This window comes from Streptomyces sp. NPDC059037 (assembly GCF_042740015.1).
In the GTDB taxonomy this organism is placed as follows: Bacteria; Actinomycetota; Actinomycetes; order Streptomycetales; family Streptomycetaceae; genus Streptomyces.
In genome coordinates, this window is the sequence record NZ_JBHYIG010000211.1 from 615 (window position 1) to 17,187 (window position 16,573).

The 16,573-nt window shown below is 71.4% G+C and carries 14 protein-coding genes and 1 pseudogene; 8 read left to right on the top strand and 7 right to left on the bottom strand.

Annotated elements, in window-relative coordinates; all coding sequences use genetic code 11:
• Positions 1-63: 63 nt before the first annotated feature.
• Entirely contained in the window at positions 64-846 is a 783-nt protein-coding gene (locus tag ACFWY6_RS32680; RefSeq protein ID WP_384698125.1) for a hypothetical protein, read from the bottom strand.
• Positions 847-1,367: 521 nt separating this feature from the next.
• Here ACFWY6_RS32680 and ACFWY6_RS32685 point away from each other — a divergent pair.
• Positions 1,368-1,988: a transglycosylase family protein gene (locus ACFWY6_RS32685; protein ID WP_384698128.1), complete on the top strand. Its 621-nt coding sequence runs from the start codon at positions 1,368-1,370 to the stop codon at positions 1,986-1,988.
• Between the two features lie 110 nt (positions 1,989-2,098).
• Positions 2,099-2,731: a transglycosylase family protein gene (locus ACFWY6_RS32690; RefSeq protein WP_384698131.1), complete on the top strand. Its 633-nt coding sequence runs from the start codon at positions 2,099-2,101 to the stop codon at positions 2,729-2,731.
• 2 nt (positions 2,732-2,733) lie between these two features.
• Here the strand turns inward: ACFWY6_RS32690 and ACFWY6_RS32695 are convergent, their stop codons facing one another.
• From ACFWY6_RS32695 to ACFWY6_RS32705, 3 genes are read right to left on the bottom strand one after another with little or no spacing between them, the layout of a single operon-like run.
• Positions 2,734-3,420 (bottom strand): ATP-binding cassette domain-containing protein, encoded by a 687-nt coding sequence (locus ACFWY6_RS32695; protein WP_384698136.1) that lies wholly within the window; start codon positions 3,418-3,420, stop codon positions 2,734-2,736.
• Positions 3,417-6,479 (bottom strand): ATP-binding cassette domain-containing protein, encoded by a 3,063-nt coding sequence (locus tag ACFWY6_RS32700; protein ID WP_384698139.1) that lies wholly within the window; start codon positions 6,477-6,479, stop codon positions 3,417-3,419. The genes ACFWY6_RS32695 and ACFWY6_RS32700 overlap by 4 nt, the downstream gene beginning before the upstream one ends.
• A 4-nt stretch (positions 6,480-6,483) precedes the next feature.
• Entirely contained in the window at positions 6,484-6,993 is a 510-nt protein-coding gene (locus tag ACFWY6_RS32705; RefSeq protein ID WP_384698142.1) for a hypothetical protein, read from the bottom strand.
• A gap of 134 nt (positions 6,994-7,127) precedes the next feature.
• Here ACFWY6_RS32705 and ACFWY6_RS32710 point away from each other — a divergent pair, with 134 nt between their 5' ends.
• The 5 genes from ACFWY6_RS32710 (at position 7,128) to ACFWY6_RS32730 (ending at position 12,321) form a co-directional block, all read left to right on the top strand.
• Positions 7,128-7,697, top strand: coding sequence for a hypothetical protein (locus ACFWY6_RS32710; RefSeq protein WP_384698145.1), 570 nt, complete (start codon positions 7,128-7,130; stop codon positions 7,695-7,697).
• A complete protein-coding gene (locus tag ACFWY6_RS32715; RefSeq protein ID WP_384698148.1) occupies positions 7,672-8,958 on the top strand; it encodes an ABC transporter substrate-binding protein in 1,287 nt (428 codons plus the stop codon). Before ACFWY6_RS32710 ends, ACFWY6_RS32715 begins: the two co-directional genes overlap by 26 nt.
• A gap of 163 nt (positions 8,959-9,121) precedes the next feature.
• On the top strand, positions 9,122-10,387 hold the full coding sequence (locus tag ACFWY6_RS32720) for a glycosyltransferase family 4 protein (RefSeq protein ID WP_384698151.1): 1,266 nt from the start codon (positions 9,122-9,124) through the stop codon (positions 10,385-10,387).
• Positions 10,384-11,259 carry a hypothetical protein gene (locus ACFWY6_RS32725; protein WP_384698154.1) on the top strand — a complete coding sequence of 292 codons (876 nt, stop codon included), beginning with the start codon at positions 10,384-10,386 and terminating at the stop codon, positions 11,257-11,259. The genes ACFWY6_RS32720 and ACFWY6_RS32725 overlap by 4 nt, the downstream gene beginning before the upstream one ends.
• Before the next feature lie 57 nt (positions 11,260-11,316).
• Positions 11,317-12,321, top strand: coding sequence for a helix-turn-helix transcriptional regulator (locus ACFWY6_RS32730; RefSeq protein WP_384698157.1), 1,005 nt, complete (start codon positions 11,317-11,319; stop codon positions 12,319-12,321).
• On the opposite strand, the gene ctaD is transcribed toward ACFWY6_RS32730, so the two are convergent.
• Positions 12,236-13,960, bottom strand: coding sequence for a cytochrome c oxidase subunit I (gene ctaD / locus ACFWY6_RS32735; protein ID WP_384698160.1), 1,725 nt, complete (start codon positions 13,958-13,960; stop codon positions 12,236-12,238). The genes ACFWY6_RS32730 and ctaD overlap by 86 nt on opposite strands.
• Positions 13,961-14,375: 415 nt before the next feature.
• On the opposite strand from ctaD, the gene ACFWY6_RS32740 reads away from it, so the two are divergent.
• Positions 14,376-14,591: an I78 family peptidase inhibitor gene (locus ACFWY6_RS32740; RefSeq protein WP_384698163.1), complete on the top strand. Its 216-nt coding sequence runs from the start codon at positions 14,376-14,378 to the stop codon at positions 14,589-14,591.
• 104 nt (positions 14,592-14,695) lie between these two features.
• On the opposite strand, the gene ACFWY6_RS32745 is transcribed toward ACFWY6_RS32740, so the two are convergent.
• On the bottom strand, positions 14,696-15,709 hold the full coding sequence (locus ACFWY6_RS32745; protein WP_384698165.1) for a phosphatase PAP2 family protein: 1,014 nt from the start codon (positions 15,707-15,709) through the stop codon (positions 14,696-14,698).
• A 238-nt stretch (positions 15,710-15,947) separates the two neighbouring features.
• A pseudogene (locus ACFWY6_RS32750) lies at positions 15,948-16,573 on the bottom strand (hypothetical protein); the annotation flags it as partial.

The following is a 16,573-nucleotide window of genomic DNA, read 5'->3' on the forward strand; positions in this document are numbered from 1 at the left end:
GCGCGGCGCGGGGAGTGTGACCGGCGCGTTCGCGGCTCGCGGCGCGGCCCGGGGGCGGTCGGCTCAGGTGCCCGCGAGTGGCATCGCGGCCGCCACCAGACGCCCGTGCGCCGCCGCGTTGTCCAGGGCGCCGCGCAGCAGGTCCTCGCGGGGCTGCCGGCCGATGGAGCCGACCGGCGCCGCGAACAGGAGCACCGTCTGCAGCTTGTTGGCCGCGGCCCGCCAGGCCTCGGTGACCTGGAGCGGGCGGTGCGCCTGCCACCAGGCGACGGGGGAGCCGCCGTCGGCGCCGGGCTGGAGCACGGCGTGCAGCTGGCCCACGGCGAGCAGCACCGACCAGCCGTGCAGCACGTCGGGCACGGTGTCCAGCGAGGTCACCGGCATGAAGCCCTGCTCGATCAGGAGCGGCAGGAAGTCGTCGCCGCCGCCCGCGGCGGCGCCGGGGCGCGTGATGGCGCCGGTCGGCTCGACGACGAGCGCGGGGTGCAGCTCGCCCTCGATGAGGACGAGACCGCTGGTCACGCCGAGGACGGCCTGGTCGGGCACTCCTTCGGCGGGCCCGGTGGCGTCCTCGCCGGTGATCGAGCGAACGGCGCCCTGGAGCTGCTCCTCGGAGACCTGGACGATCTGGGAGGGCAGGCAGGTGGCGTGGGCGAAGGCGAGTACGGCGGTCTCGTCGCCGATGAACAGGACCGTGCTGGTGCGTTCCTGCTCCGAGTCGCCCGGGGTGCGGCAGGAGGTGCAGTCGTAACTGCCCGGGGCGTTCTCACCGGCGAGCAGCCGGTCGGCTTCTTCGTCGCCGATCTCGGCGCGTACGTCGTCGCCGACGTCGAGCATGCGCGGCACGGGTGGCTCCTCGGAATCGATGCGTGGAGCCGGCGGTGTCCGGCTCATAAGGAGACAACGGGCGATCAGTGGTGCAAGTCACGCACGAGGGCGAACGGAATCGAACCATCCACAGCGGAGGGTGAGTTGTCCGGCGGAATTCGTCACTCTGCGCCAATGTCTGGCGCGTACAGGGAAGTTGGGGCAGTGAAGTGGGTCACAGATCCACTGGGGTGCGGGTCGATAAATACGGAAATCAGTGAATTAAGTGGCTGGCCGAAAGTCGACGATACCGGCGGTAACGGTCAACTGGCCTGGAATGACAAGGAGTTGGTTGATATCGGGGTGAGCGGGCTCCTAGATTCCCCCCTCGTGTGCAGCGAGCACCGCTCAGGTACGTCCGTCGGCCGCACCGGCCAGCTCAAGCACCGCGGCACGAGAGTGCCGACTCCGGCGGACGGGGTGGAGTGGACCTCAGGCGTCAGATGCGCGATGAGGGCCACGGCACCAGGGGGAGCCTGGGTCCTTCGAGAGGGACATACATGTCCGCACATCCCAAGCGCGTTCGCAGGACGGCAGTGATCGGCGGAGCGGCGTTGCTCGCCCCGCTGGGACTGCTCACCGCCACCGGCCAGGCCGGAGCGGCGGACAGCGGAGTGTGGGATCGCATCGCTCAGTGCGAGAGCGGCGGAAACTGGAGCATCAACACCGGCAACGGCTACTACGGAGGACTGCAGTTCTCCGCCGGTACCTGGCGCGCGTACGGCGGAGGGGCCTACGCGGCGACCGCCGACAAGGCGTCCAAGGCGCAGCAGATCGCTGTCGCCACCAAGGTGCAGCGCGCTCAGGGGTGGGGCGCGTGGCCCACGTGCTCGGCACGGGCGGGAGCGTCCGGCAGTGCGCCGGGGGCGGCGGCTCCCGCGGCGCCCAAGGCCGTCAAGGAGCGGCCCGCGAAGGAACGGCCCGCGAAGGAGCGCGGCCGTACGCCGAGCCACACCGACCGGGGTTCCGGCCGCGGTGACTACACCGTCGAGCGAGGGGACACCCTCAGCAGGATCGCGGCGGAGCACGGTGTCGGCTGGCGTCAGGTCTACGCCGCCAACAAGGCGGTCATCGGCGGCGATCCGAACATGATCGTGCCGGGGCAGCGGCTCGACCTCTGAGCCGGACCGCTTCGGGCATGGCCCTGCCCGGTCGTCCGACCGGGTGGGGCCGTGTCCGTGGCGGGCGCGGCACGCCTTCGCGCCGCCCTCGCCCTGCCTAGCGTGGCCGGATGTACCCGATGCGGATGTTCCTCACGCGGATGTTCCCGATGTCGATCGAGCGGCTCCGGCCGCTGTGGCCCGCCGCGCTGCTCGCCACCGCGGTGTCCCTGCCGGCGACGGTCGTGCCGGCGGCCGCGTCGGCCGCTCCGCCGCCGCTGCCCGGTCCCCCTGCCGCCGCCGCGGCGTACGACTGCTCCCGTACCGAGGGGCCGTGGACCTGCCTCGCCCAGTGCGAGAGCAGCGGACGGTGGAATGTGAACACCGGGAACGGCTTCTTCGGAGGGCTGCAGTTCTGGCAGCCCACCTGGGAGGCGTACGGCGGGCTCAAGTACGCGCCGCGTGCGGATCTCGCCACCAAGGAGGAGCAGATCAAGGTCGCCGAGAAGGTGCTGCGGAGACAGGGGTGGGACGCCTGGCCCGCGTGCTCGAAGAAGATCCCGAAGGAGATCCGGGACGGGCTCGCCAGGGTGCACGTGGTCAAGAAGGGCGAGACGCTGAGCTCGATCGCCCGGCTCTACAAGGTCAAGGGCGGCTGGCGGGCCCTCCACAAGGCCAACCGGAAGATGGTCGGGAGCCGTCCCGATGTGCTGAACACCGGCGCGGAGCTGATCATCCCCCGGGCGGGGGCCAACCGGTCCTGAGGTCAGGGCCCGGGTGGCGGTCTTTCGGCCAGCTCCGCCGCCTCGCCGCTGAACACGACCTCGCCCCTGCGCAGTTCGTGCACCACCACTGCCGCCCGGCTCGCGCGTTCGCGTACACCGGGCGGCAGCCGCTGTTCTGCGGTGATCACGCAGGTGTCCGGGGCCAGGGCCATGAGGAGCTCGTACGTCCGGGACGCCACCGCCGGTGACATGCCCTGGGTGGGCTCGTCCACGAGGATCACCCGGGCCGGGGCCAGCAGGGCGCGGGAGAGGGCCAGCATGCGCTGCTCGCCGCCGGAGAGGGTGCCTGACCGGCGGGGGAGCAGGGCGCGAAGCTCGGGGTACGCGTCCAGGGCGGGGGCGAAGTCGCCCTTGGGGGCCGAAAGGCCGAGGTTCTCGCGGACCGTGAGGGTGCCGTAGATCGCCTGTCTGTCCGGTACGAAGCACAGGCCCCGCCTCGCGCGTTCGTGCGGGGTGAGCCGGGTGACGTCCCTGCCGTCCCAGGTGACGGTGCCCGCGGAGAGGGGGGCCGTGCCGGCCAGGGCGCGCAGGGCCGTGGTGCGGCCGGAGCCGTTGCGGCCGAGGAGGACGGTGAGGCCGCGGGGGTGGGCGGCGAGGGTCACGCCGTGCAGGGCTTCCAGGGGGCCGTAGCGGACGCGGGCCTGGTGGAGCGCGATGCCGGTGCTCATGGCGCCGCCCTGTGGAGCACTTCCGTCGGCGGGCCCGATGTGATGATGCGGCCCGCCGTCATGACGTGCACGGTGTCGGCCAGGTCCGCCACCAGGTCCAGGTCGTGCTCCACCACGAGCAGCGCCATGCCGTCCGCCGCGAGGGCGCGCAGGAGGCGGGTGAGGGCGGCGGCCTCGGCGGTGTCCAGGCCGGCCGCGGGCTCGTCCAGGAGGAGGGTGTGCGGGGTGCCGGCCAGGGCTCGGGCGAGTTCTACGCGCCGGAGGGTGCCGGTGGGGAGGTCCGCCGCGGGGTGGTGGCGGGTGGGGCCGTCCAGGGAGAGGAGGCGGAGGGCGTGGGTGGTGGCCTCCGGGACGTCCGCCCGGCTCTGGTCCGCGGCGACTTGGACGTTCTCGGTGATGGTCAGGGACGGGAAGACCGACAGCTGCTGGAAGGTGCGGGCGACGCCGAGGCGGGTGCGGGTGTGGGCGGGGAGGCGGGTGATGTCGCGGTCGTCGAGGGTGATGCGGCCGGAGTCGGGGCGGAGGGTTCCGGCCAGGCAGTGGAAGAGGGTGCTCTTGCCCGCGCCGTTGGGGCCTACTACGGCGGTGATGTGGCCCGGGGGTACGGCCAGGGATACGCGGTCCAGGGCGGTGAAGCCGTTGTAGGTGAGGGTGATGTCGTGGGCGGCGAGGGTTGCGGGGGCCTGGGGAGCGGTTGCGGGGGTTTGGGGTGAGGAGCCGTCGCGCCCTTGGTCCGGTTGGAGGGCGGGGCCGCGCCGGTATGTCCGTACTCGCCATCTCGGTCCGAGCGCTTTGCTGCTGCGGCTGGGGAGTCCTGCGAACCGTGCTCCGTGCGGACATACCGACACGTCCCCTCCCGTCTCACGGGCGCCTGCGGACCGGCTCGACTTCCGGTCCGGGCGGGGATCGTCGTCTCCGGTTCCCGTTCCCGTTCCGGTTTCGTCTCCGCGCTCGTCGCCCTCGCCCTCGCCGGGACCGTTCCCGGCTCCGGGACCGTCCCCTGTGCCGGGCCCGTCTTCCGTCGCGGGCCGGTCGTCTGTGTCGGGCCCGTTGCCCGTTCCGAGCCCGTCGCCTGTGCGGCTCTTGCTGCCCCCGCCGTCCCTGCTGTGGGCAGGCGTTCCGCAGGGCGAGTGGGGTCTCCCCTGCTCGAGCGGAGCCGAGAGCTTGGGGAAGGGTGGGCACAGCCCCAGCTGCCGGGTGCCGATGGGTGTGGCGGCGAGCAAGGCTTCGCGGGCCCTCGTGCCCAGGGGGGTCAGCGTCGGATGTCGGGTCAGGCGGGCCGTCGCTGAGCGCAGAGCCTCGTAAGGACCCCCGGGGAAGCGGCCGATCAGTACCGCAAGGATGCCGATCAACGCCGCCGCCACACCGCCCCGCGCCCCCGCGTCAAGGCCCACCAGAAGCGCCGCCGCAACCAGCGCGCCCAAGAGGCTGTCCGCGCCCAGGACCAGTACCGCCGCGAACCAGAGCAGGCCGCGTACGGGGTCGTACGCGGCGGGGTCGAAGGCCCGCAGCCCCATGCCCAGCATTCCGCCGCCGAGAGCGGCAAGCGCCGCGCCCGCGACGAACGCGGTCAGCTTCAGTGTGCGGACGGGGACGCCCGAGGCCGCCGCCCCCGCCTCGTGGTCCCGCATGGCGGCCAGGGCGCGGCCCATGCGGCCCCGGCGAAGGGTCGTGGCGAACAGCAGGGCCGCGGCGAGGAGGAGCAGTTCCAGTACGTAGTACGCGCGGTCCCCCGCGAAGCCCGCGGGGCGGTCCAGGCTCAGGCCCGACGTCGCGTACGGCTGCGCGAAGACGAAGCGGCTGACCCCGACGCCGACCGCGAACGTCGCGAGGGCGAGCGCCAGGCCGTGGCGGCTGATCGCGGGCCAGCCGGTGAGGAGGCCGAGGGGGGCCACGAGGAGGACGGCCACGGCAAGCGCCGGGAGATGGGGGAGTTCCGGCAGGCCGGGGAAGCGGCCCGCCGTGAGGAGAGCCGTGAACAGCGCGCCGAGCCCCGCGTACGCCGCCTGGCCCAGGGAGATCTGCCCTCCCCTGCCCGTGACGATCACCAGGGAGAGCAGGATCACCGCAAGGGCCGGGACCTGGACCGATGTCGTCAGGTCCGAGCCCGCGAAGCCCAGCGGGATGAGGAAGAGGACCACCGTCACTATCCACGCGCCGGGTGGAGTCGGTACGCGTGCCGTCGCCGTGCGGGGGAGCGTGGTCCGCGCGCCGATGCCGGGGAGCACCAGGGCCGCGACGAGCAGCGCCACCACGAAGAGGTTCGCGCCGAGCGCCTGGACCAACGGCTCCGCCCAGCCGGAGGGATGAAGGCGGGTCAGCTGGCTCTGGGCCACACCGAGGCCCAGGGCCACCACGACCGCGATCGCCAGGCTCCGCATCCGCGCCGCCACCGCGACGGCCACCACCTCCATGACCAGGAGCGGCATGCCGTAGGGGTCGAGGCGTACGAAGGGGGCGAGCAGCGCTCCGGTGAGGCCCGCCGTGAACGCGCCGAACGCCCAGCCCGCCGCCGCCACCCGGTCCGCGTCGATACCGCCGAGGACGGCGAGGGACCGGTTGTCGACCACCGCCCGCAGCTCGCCGCCGAAGCGGGTCCAGCGGGTGACCGCCCAGACGGCCGCCGCGAGCGCGACGGTCACCGCCAGTTGGGCCCAGGGGTCCGATGAGACGAGCACGGGCGCGTCCGCCTTCGCCCCGGGGCCCCACAGCAGCGCGGCGCCCCCCACGAGGAGTACGAAGACACCGATGGACGCCACCAGGGTCTGCGCCGGGTCGCTGCCGAGGACCGAAAGCGGGCGGAAGACCGCTCGCTCCAGGAGGAGGCCGATGGCCGGGGCGACGAGGAGGAGGGTGACCGTTGTCGCCAGCCAGAGCGGCCAGTTCCACTCGACCGTCAGCTCGCGCAGGACGTACGCGCAGACCATCGCGATCGCCCCGTGCGCGAAGTTGAGCACCCCCGTCGCGCGGTACGTGACGATCAGACCGATGCCGGTGAGGGCGGCCGCGCTGCCGACCGCGAGCCCGGCCAGCGTCAGGTCGTACGTCAGGGACGCCACCGGGTCAGTGCTCCGGGGACGGGGCGGCGGGGGCCTGTGGTTCGCAGATGGGGCAGGGGTCCAGGTCGCCGGTGGCCAGGATGCGGGCGTCCGCGGGGACGGCCTCCGGCTTGCCCGCGACCAGGGGGCAGTCGGCCCGGTGCCAGAGCGTGCCGCCGGGGATCATCAGGAGGTCGCCGCTGGTCGCGACGGGGGCCGGCTGTTCGCTGACCGGGGGAGGCGCTCCCGCCGCCACGAGGAGGCCGTACAGCTCCTCCACGCGGGCCGCGGCCAGCGCGCTCCGGCCATGGGCGAAGAGCACCGCCCCGGCGATGATCAGCGCCGCGCCCGGCACCGTGCAGGACGCCAGATAGGGCAGCTGCCGCTCGGCGAAGCGTTCACCCGACATGCCGTACCAGCCGATCACGCTGAGCACAGCGCCGGCGGCGAGGGCGGCGAACGCCGTCCAGAGGACCGGGCGCACGGCGCGGAGCCGAGCCGTACGAGCTGTCCGAACCGGTTGAGCCGCCCGCATTTGGCCCCCTGGGACATGTCGGTCACGTCGATGGGCTGTCCATGTCAGTCGATGGCTTGCACTATGCCTTCTGGAAGCTGACCCTGAAAGAACCGGGCCCTGATGGCTCGGACCGACACCCGGTGGTGAGCCAGATGGTTCTCTGGACCAGCCCCAGGCGGGGGATCGATCGCGAGCGGGGAAGGGCGCGGAGCGCGGCTTTGGCGGCTGCCGCGGTCCTGCTGATCGTTCCGGCCGCCGTGGCGTGCGGCGACGACAGCGGCGGGGGCGGCGAGAGCACCCCGCCGAAACCGTCGGCCGAGAAGTCCACGCAGCAAGCCCCTTCGGACGACGCGACCGCGCCCGCGGATCCCGCGGCGGCCGAGAAGCAGGTCAAGGAGAACTGGGAGAAGTTCTTCGACCCCGCCGTCTCCCTGAAGGAGAAGGAGGCCGTCCTGGAGAACGGCCCGAAGATGCGCGCCGTCCTGGAGAGCTTCAGCGGTGACGAGCGCGGCGAGCAGGTCAGCGCCAAGGTGAGCAAGGTCGAGTTCACCTCGGCGACCGAGGCGGATGTGACGTACGCGCTGACGTTGAAGGGGGCCACCGCGCTGCCCGACGCCTCGGGGACCTCCGTCAACCAGGACGACACCTGGAAGGTCTCCGTCAAGACTCTGTGCGCGCTGGTGAAGCTGAGCGGCAATGAGTCGCCCGGTCCGGGCTGTTGAGCTCCTCGCCGTATCCGCGCTGCTCGTCGTGGTGGCCGGGTGCGGCAGCAGGCTGCCCGAGAGTGACTTCGAGGACCGGGCCACGGCCCCCGTCCCGTCGGGGGAGGGGGGTGCGCCGATCCCCGTCGGCATCATCACCAGCGCCACGAGCCCGGTCGGCGGCTCCGCGTTCACCGGGCCGCGGGACGGGGCGAAGGCGTACTTCGAGCGGCTGAACGCACGCGGTGGCATCGACGGGCGCAAGGTCGAGGTGCACACCTGTGACGACGGCGGCAGCGGTGTCGGCAACAACGAGTGCGTGCACAAGCTGGTCGACGAGGAGAAGGTCGTCGCGCTTGTCGCCACCACGTCGATGGAGTACGCCGGGGCCGCCCGCGTCTCCCGCGCGCGCGTGCCCGACATCGGGGGACAGCCGATCGGGTCCGCGTACGACACGTATCCGCATCTGTACGGGATCTACGGCAGCCTCGCGCCGAGGGACGGGAAGCCGGGCTGGGACGGGAAGCTGTACGGCGGCACCGAGGTCTACCGCTACTTCAAGCGGGAGCAGGGGGCACGGACCGCCGCCGTCGTCTCCTACAACCAGTCCGCGTCGGCCGCCTACGCCCGGCTCGTCACCCGCGGCCTGAAGGCAGAGGGCTACAAGGTCGTCACCGAGCAGGTCGACTTCGCGCTGCCCAACTTCCGCGCCGCGGCGGCCGACCTGAAGGAGCAGGGCGCCGACCTCGTCTTCGACGCGATGGACACGCACGGCAACGCCCAGCTGTGCGAGGCGATGGACGACGTCGGCGCGAAGGTCACCGCCAAGGTGACCAACGTGCAGAACTGGACATCCTCCGTCGCCGACGACTACAAGGACGCACCGCGCTGCCGCAACGCCCTGTGGGCCACCGGAGCGAGCCGCAACTACGAGGACGAGGACCAGCCGGAAGTGCGCGCCTTCCGTGCCGCCCTGAAGGGAGAGGCGCTCTCCCAGTGGCACCTTGAGGGCTGGGCCGCCGCCATGTGGTTCACGGACGCGGCGAAGTCCTGCCGGGGCGACGTCACGCGCGCGTGCGTCGACCGCTTCATGAACCGCGGTGAGCCGTACACCGCGCGCGGGCTGCTGCTCCCGGTGACCTACGAGCAGCGGGCCGAACCGCCGAAGACCCGCAGGACGTGTGTGTCCGTGGCCCGCTGGAAGGACAGTGAGGGCTGGGTCACACAAGGAGACATGAACAAGAACTGCTTCGAGGTGCCCCAGCTCTCCTACCAGCCATGATGCGTGTGCCCGCCAAGAAGTTCCCGAAGGCGACTATCGATGGCGCAACTGTTGGGGAACAAGATGATGATGAAACCCAACCCTCTGGCCGGATTCCCCGTCTAACCCTGCGGTAGGCGGACGAGACGGACTGTCCGCGGGGAAGCGTGGGATACGGGGACGCATGCACATCTCTTTCCTGATTCACAACGCGTACGGAATCGGCGGGACGATCCGGACGACGTACAACTTGGCGAACAAGCTCGCCGAGCAGCACGACGTCGAGATCGTCTCCGTCTTCCGGCACCGGGACGAACCCGTCTTCGCCCCGGACCCGCGCGTCGCGCTCAGCCACCTCGTGGACATGCGCAAGGAGAGCCCCGGCTTCGAAGGGCAGGACCCCGACGCCCTGTTGCCCGCCCGTACGTTCCCCGCCGCGGAAGGGCGTTACGACCAGTACAGCGCTCTCACCGACCGGCGCATCGCCGAGCATCTGGCGTCGGTGAGCGCCGATGTGGTGGTCGGGACGCGCCCCGGGCTCAATGTGCACGTCGCCCGTGAGACCGCGCGCGGACCCCTGCGCGTGGGCCAGGAGCACCTCACGCTCGACAGCCACTCCAAGGAACTGCGCCGCCAGTTGCGCAGCGTCTACCCCCGCCTCGACGTCCTGACCACGACGACCGAGGCCGACGCCCGCGCCTACCGCCGCAAGATGCGGCTGCCCGGCGTCCATGTCCAGGCCGTGCCCAACCCCGTGCCCGCGCCCGGCATCGAGCCCGCCGACGGCTCCAACAAGTGGGTCGTCGCGGCCGGGCGGCTCGCCCCCGTCAAGCGGTACGACCTGCTGATCCGGGCCTTCGACAAGGTGCGGCGCGAGCGCCCCGACTGGCGCCTTCGGATCTACGGCGGCGGCAAGCAGAAGGAGAAGCTGCGCGCCCTGATCGATGAACTCGGCCTCTACAACCACGTGTTCCTGATGGGTCCCGCCCACCCCATCGAGCCCGAGTGGGCCAAGGGCTCCATCGCGGCCGTCACCTCGAGCCTGGAGTCCTTCGGCATGACGATCGTGGAGGCGATGCGCTGCGGCCTGCCCGTCGTCGCCACCGACTGCCCGCACGGGCCCGGCGAGATCATCGACAACGGTGTCGACGGGCGCCTCGTCGAGGTCGGCAACACCGACGCGATCGCGGGCGGACTGCTCGAACTGATCAACAACGACTCGCTGCGGCAGCGGATGGCGGACGCGGCGCTCCAGGACTCCGAACGCTTCGACCCGGCCCGGATAGCCGAGCGCTACGACGCGATGTTCAGCGGAATGCTCGCCCGCGGCAGCTCGTTCGGCGGCCGGATGCGCGGCTCGCTGCACCGCACGCGCGGCGCGCTGCTCGGCGGTGCGTACGCCCTGCGGGACATCGGACACGGCATACAGACGAAGGGATCCCCCGCATGACGGCCTTGGCCACCTCGGACGCCTCGACGCCCTGTGACGCCGGGAGCGGGCAGGATGTGGCCGCGGCACCGCGCGCCGACTGCATAGCCGACTCGGCGGGCGGTCTGACCTTCGACGTCACCGACCCGGGCGGGGCGGGCGCGGCCCATCTGCTGCTTCGCCGCCGCGAGGCCGCGTCCCCCGATGAGGACGTGTGGCTTCCGCTGTCCCCGGGCGGCGACGGCAGGCTGCGGGCCGCGCTGCCCAGCAGCGTCGAGCTTGCCGAGGGCCGCTGGAACGCCTACGCGCAGGTCGAGGGCGGCACACCGCGCCGCCTCGCGCCCGGCGTGAACGACCTGCGCTCACTGGTCGACCGCGCGCCGAGCGGCGCCCGCGGCCACATCGCCGTACGCATTCCGTACGCCACCAAGCAGGGCAACCTCTCCGTACGCAGCTGGCTGCGCGCCCCGCACGCGGAGATCGGGGAGATCGAGATCACCGGCGCCGCGGTCAGCGTGCGCGGGCGGGTCTACGGCACCGCGGTGACGGGCGCCGCGTACGCCGAGGCGTCCCGCAGGGCCGAGCCCGACCGCGTGGAGAGCTGTGAACTGACCGCCGACGGGCCCGAGTTCGACTTCGGCCTGCGCTGCGACCGGCTCGCCGAGAGCGGCCCGGGGCCGTGGGACCTCTGGCTGCGCCCGCTGGGCGAGAGCGGGCCCCGGATCCGCCTGGCCCGGCTCCTGGACGACGTACCGGACAAGAAGCCGATCTTCACGTACCCGGCGGCGCGGATCGAGACGGCGGCGCACGGGCCGCTGGAGGCGGGCCCGTACTACACGAACGACAACGACCTCTCGGTACGGATCCGCGAGGCGAGCGTGATCGGGGGCTGACCTCCTGCGCCCTCGTCGCGGACAGCCGCTGTACGGATGCCGGGCACAATCACCCCCATGTTGGAGACCTCCGCACGACTGCTCCGCCTGCTCTCGCTGCTGCAGGCCCACCGCGACTGGTCGGGGGCGGACCTGGCCGACCGGCTCGGCGTCACCCCGCGCACCGTCCGCCGTGACGTGGACCGGCTGCGCGAGCTCGGCTACCCCGTCAACGCGAGCCCCGGCACGGGCGGCGGCTACCAACTGGGGGCGGGCGCCCAGCTGCCGCCGCTGCTCCTGGACGACGACGAGGCGGTCGCGGTGGCGGTGGGCCTGCGCACCGCAGCGGGGCAGGGCATCGAGGGCATCGGTGAGACCTCCGTACGCGCCCTGACCAAGCTGGAACAGGTGCTGCCCGACAGGCTGCGGCGCCGGGTCGGCGCGCTGAACGCCTTCACCGTGCCGATGCTCAGGCCGCGGCGGCAGCAGGCCGTCGACCCCGCGGTCCTCACCGAACTCGCGGGCGCCTGCCGGGACTCGGAGCGGCTGCGCTTCGACTACCGCGACCACGGCGGCGGTTCGAGCCGCCGCACCGTCGAACCGCACCGTCTCGTCTGCACCGAGCGGCGCTGGTATCTGGTCGCCTGGGACGTGGACCGCGACGACTGGCGCACGTTCCGCGCGGACCGCGTCGAGCCCAGACCGCCGCACGGCCCGCGCTTCACCCCGCGCACCCCGCCCGCCGACGACCTCGCCGCGTACGTCTCCAAGGGCGTCTCCACCCATGCGTACGCCGCACAGGCGGTGATCCGGCTGCTCGTGCCCCTGGAGACGGCGGCCGAGCGGATCACCCCGTCGGACGGGACGCTGGAGGCCGAGAGCGAGGGGAGCTGTCTGCTGCGCACGGGAGCCATGAGCCTGGACGTCATGGTGATCCATGTGCTCCTGATGGGCTTCGAGTTCGAGGTCGTCGAGCCGGCCGACCTCACCGGCCGGCTCAGCTCGGCGCGGGACCTGCTGAGCCGGGCCCTGGACCGGGGGGCTCGGTCCGCGGAGCCGGCGGCCGGGCGTCCGGCGCCTTGAGCGCCGCGTACTCGGGATGGTGCAGATCGAACGCCGGGGACTCCGAGCGGATCCGGGGCAGCGTGACGAAGTTGTGGCGCGGTGCCGGGCAGGAGGTCGCCCACTCCAGGGAGCGGCCGTAGCCCCAGGGGTCGTCGACCTCGACCTTCTTGCCGTACTTGGCCGTCTTCCAGAGGTTGTAGAGGAACGGCAGCGTGGACATGCCGAGCAGGAACGCCCCGATCGACGAGATGGTGTTGAGCGCGGTGAAGCCGTCCGCCGCCAGGTAGTCCGCGTAACGGCGCGGCATGCCCTCGGCGCCCAGCCAGTGCTGCACCAGGAACGTCGTGTGGAAGCCCACGAAGAGCGTCCAGAAGTGGATCCTGCCGAGCCGTTCGTCGAGCAGCTTCCCGGTGAGCTTCGGCCACCAGAAGTAGAAGCCGCCGAAGGTCGCGAAGACGACGGTGCCGAAGACGACGTAGTGGAAGTGCGCCACCACGAAGTACGAGTCGGTGACGTGGAAGTCCAGCGGCGGCGAGGCCAGGATGACGCCCGTCAGGCCGCCGAAGAGGAAGCTCACCAGGAAGCCGATCGCCCACAGCATCGGGGTCTCGAAGGACAGTGAGCCCTTGAGCATGGTCCCCGTCCAGTTGAAGAACTTCACCCCGGTGGGCACCGCGATCAGGAAGGACATGAAGGAGAAGAAGGGCAGCAGGACCGCGCCCGTCGCGAACATGTGGTGCGCCCACACGACCACCGAGAGTCCGGTGATGGCCATCGTCGCGCCGACCAGCGGCACATAGCCGAAGATCGGTTTCCGGCTGAAGACCGGGATGATCTCCGTGATGATGCCGAAGAACGGCAGCGCGATGATGTAGACCTCGGGATGCCCGAAGAACCAGAAGAGGTGCTGCCACAGCAGCGCACCGCCGTTCTCCGAGGCGAACACCATCGAGTGGAAGCGCCGGTCCGCCTCCAGGACGAGCAGCGCGGCTGCGAGCACCGGGAACGCGATGAGCACCAGGATCGACGTGAACAGTACATTCCAGGTGAAGATGGGCATCCGGAACATCGTCATGCCGGGCGCCCGCATCCCGATGATGGTCGTCAGGAAGTTCACCGAGCCGAGGATCGTGCCGAACCCGGAGAGCGCGAGCCCCATGATCCACAGGTCGGCGCCGATGCCCGGCGACCGCTCCAGGCTGTTGAGCGGGGCGTAGGCGAACCAGCCGAAGGCGGCGGGCCCGCTCGGCACGAGCAGCGAGCCGAGCACCATCAGGCCGCCGAAGAGGAACAGCCAGTACGAGAGCATGTTCAGGCGCGGGAAGGCGACGTCGGGCGCGCCGATCTGGAGCGGCATGATCTCGTTGGCGAAGCCCGCGAAGGTCGGGGTCGCGAAGAGCAGCAGCATGATCGTGCCGTGCAGGGTGAACATCTGGTTGAACTCGTTGTTCGACATCAGCTGCAGCCCGGGGCGGGCGAGCTCGGCCCGCATCATCAGCGCCATCAGGCCGGCGACCAGGAAGAACACGAACGACGTGATCAGGTACAGATGGCCGATCTTCTTGTGGTCGGTGGTGGTCAGCCAGTCCACGAGAACCCGGCCGAGATGCCTCTCCCGGACCGGTGGTGCCGCCGCCTGTGCGGTCTCAGTCCCCATCGCCTGCCCCTTCGCCGTCGCGTCCTGGGCCTGACCGAAGCACCCGCCATGATGCTCGCGTCACACCCGACTCCGACAGAGGGCGTACCGGCCCGCTGTGCCGGAATCCTGAATTCCCTATGCGGTGTCACATCCTGTGGACCGCCCACGATTCGGAAATGCGGAGGGTCTGTAAAGGCAACTCGCCGACCTTTTGGCCGCCCCATTCGCGCCGTATCAGAAGTGTCTCGGGGAGCCTGTGGGAAATCCATGAATCACTTCCGGACGCGTACGGAACCGCCCGTACGTGTGACGGAGTTCGGGTGAAACGGGCGTCGTGATGCTGTGACAAAAGCGTGACAGGGGTGGGATAGGTGACGCATGGTGTCCGGCCCCGGCCTTCCCCGGCGGGGCCGCGCCGCCTAACGTGGCGGCCATGGCACCTATTCCGACCCCTCCCGCCGAACCCCAGGACGCTCCGGACGCCTACGTCGGCCTCGCCGCCGACGGGGCCGAGCGGCAGGCCCGCGAGCGTGGCTGGTCCACCGTCAGGTCGCTGCCGCCGGGCGCGATCATCACCATGGAGTACCTCGCGGGGCGGCTCAACTTCGAGGTCAAGGAAGGCGTCGTGATCCGCTGCTGGAAGGGCTGAAGGCCGCTTCCGGCCGACCGCGCGCACGGCGAAGGCCCCGGCTCCTGTGCGGGAACCGGGGCCTTCGCCGTGCGGGGGTGTGGTTGTGCGTACCGTCCCCGCTGCTAGGAGGTCGGACCGCCCGCCATCGGGCGGGCCGACGATGCGGGGCGCGAGCCTCGCTCGGAGTGCGGCGGGCGGCGGCTGCCCGCCGGGGTGACCGGGCTGCGCTCGGAGCGCGGTGTGTGCGGTCCCGGCGCGAGATAGGCCGGGGCGCGGGCGGGGCGCGCGGCGCCGACCGGCTCGAGGACCTGCGGCTCGTCGACCGGCGCACCGGGCCGCGGCACGGGCAGCGGGGTGGCCGGGGCCTGCGCACCGGTGCGGCGCTGGCGCCAGCTCTCCCGCAGGGCGAAGATCCAGCCCTCGATCCGGGCGATCAGCGGCTCCACCCAGGGCAGGGCGAGCAGGATGAGCAGACCGGCGGCCCAGCCGAGCAGCACATCGCTCAGCCAGTGCGTACCGAGGTAGACGGTGGTCAGACCCACGCTGAGGGAGACCACGGCGGAGAGCGCCGACAGATAGCGGCGGGTGACCGGGGTGGAGGCGAGGTAGGCCAGGATTCCCCAGGTCACGACCGCGTTGGCGGTGTGGCCGCTGGGGAATATATCGCCGCCGAGCCCCATCTCGTGGGCGCCGATCGTGGTGGCGTAGTGCGGGCCGAGTCTGCCCATGCCGATCTTGGCCGCGCCGACGGTGACGTTGAGCAGCAGCAGGGAGGCGCCGAACATCAGGAGCGGGCGGATGGTGTGCTGCCGCCAGGAGCGCCAGCCCAGCCAGGCCGCGACCATCACGGCGGTCGGGCCGCGCTGGCCGAGGACGACCCAGTAGTCGAGGAACGCGTGGATCTCGGGCCACTGCTGATAGGGCCGGAAGAACATGACCTGCCAGTCGAACCGCACCAGCCAAGAAGTGGTCAGCACGGCGACCACGATGGCGAGGTAGAAGGCCAGGGTCGCGCTGAAGAGCACGATCCGGTGCCTGCTCATCCTCGGCACATCGAGGCCGGCCGGTCGCTCCGGCTCACGGTCTAGCCGGGCGAAGACCCGATCCAGACGGGTGAGGTTTCGTTCGGTACGCACTCAATCGACGTTACAGCGAGTGAGTGCGGAACTAGGCCGAATCAGTGGCTTTGTGATGACGATGTGATGTGGCATTGATCTCAGACGGGGACTTATTCCCCGCCTTTCCCTATTCCGCGACGATCTCCTTACCCAATTCTTTGATCATTATCGCAGCAGTTTTATGGCGCTTATTTATTCGTTCACCGGGACCTGGTCCGGAATTTTCCCCTCGATCACGGGAGGGGCGAGTTGATGATCATGGAGGTCCCGAGCCGTTGAGCCAGAACGCCCCGTACACCGCGCTCGCCATGGCCACACCCCCGAGCACCAGCGCCGACCTGGACGTACGCAGCCGGGCGAGGGCCACCGCGAGCGGCAGGAGCAGCGGGAACGCGGGCAGCAGGAGGCGCGGCTTCGAGCCGAAGTAGCCGGCCGCGCACAGGGCGAGCGCGACGACGATGCCCGTGTAGACGAGAAGCGGCAGTGGCTGCTTCTGGCGTACGCCGATGACGTACAGCCAGATCAGCAGGGCGACCCCGATGATCAGGCCGACGCCGGCCAGGGCCGCGGGGAAGCCGGTGAACTTGTCGCCGATGAAGCGGGCGAAGGCGTAACCGAAGTCGAAGCCGTTGCCCCACCCGGCCTGGACGTCGAGATAGCCGAAGAGGCCGTCGCCGGTGCGGTGGCCGACCCAGAGCACATATCCCGCGGCGCCGAGCGGCGCCAGCAGCACTCCGAGGATCATCCGCGCGTCGGCCCGCCGCTCCCGGTGGACGCGGACGGCGGCCGTCACCCAGATCGCGGCGACCACCGCGGCGCCCACCGGGCGGGTCAGACCCGCGAGGGAGGCGAGCACGCCCGCCCACACCCAAAGGCCCGAGA

Coding starts and splice junctions, on each gene's coding strand:
- ACFWY6_RS32685 (WP_384698128.1), top strand. CDS start 1,368: ATGTCCGCACATCCCAAGCGCGTTCGCAGGACGGCAGTGATCGGCGGA.
- ACFWY6_RS32690 (WP_384698131.1), top strand. CDS start 2,099: ATGTACCCGATGCGGATGTTCCTCACGCGGATGTTCCCGATGTCGATC.
- ACFWY6_RS32695 (WP_384698136.1), bottom strand. CDS start 3,420: ATGAGCACCGGCATCGCGCTCCACCAGGCCCGCGTCCGCTACGGCCCC.
- ACFWY6_RS32705 (WP_384698142.1), bottom strand. CDS start 6,993: ATGCGGGCGGCTCAACCGGTTCGGACAGCTCGTACGGCTCGGCTCCGC.
- ACFWY6_RS32710 (WP_384698145.1), top strand. CDS start 7,128: ATGGTTCTCTGGACCAGCCCCAGGCGGGGGATCGATCGCGAGCGGGGA.
- ACFWY6_RS32715 (WP_384698148.1), top strand. CDS start 7,672: ATGAGTCGCCCGGTCCGGGCTGTTGAGCTCCTCGCCGTATCCGCGCTG.
- ACFWY6_RS32720 (WP_384698151.1), top strand. CDS start 9,122: ATGCACATCTCTTTCCTGATTCACAACGCGTACGGAATCGGCGGGACG.
- ACFWY6_RS32725 (WP_384698154.1), top strand. CDS start 10,384: ATGACGGCCTTGGCCACCTCGGACGCCTCGACGCCCTGTGACGCCGGG.
- ACFWY6_RS32730 (WP_384698157.1), top strand. CDS start 11,317: ATGTTGGAGACCTCCGCACGACTGCTCCGCCTGCTCTCGCTGCTGCAG.
- ctaD (WP_384698160.1), bottom strand. CDS start 13,960: ATGGGGACTGAGACCGCACAGGCGGCGGCACCACCGGTCCGGGAGAGG.
- ACFWY6_RS32740 (WP_384698163.1), top strand. CDS start 14,376: ATGGCACCTATTCCGACCCCTCCCGCCGAACCCCAGGACGCTCCGGAC.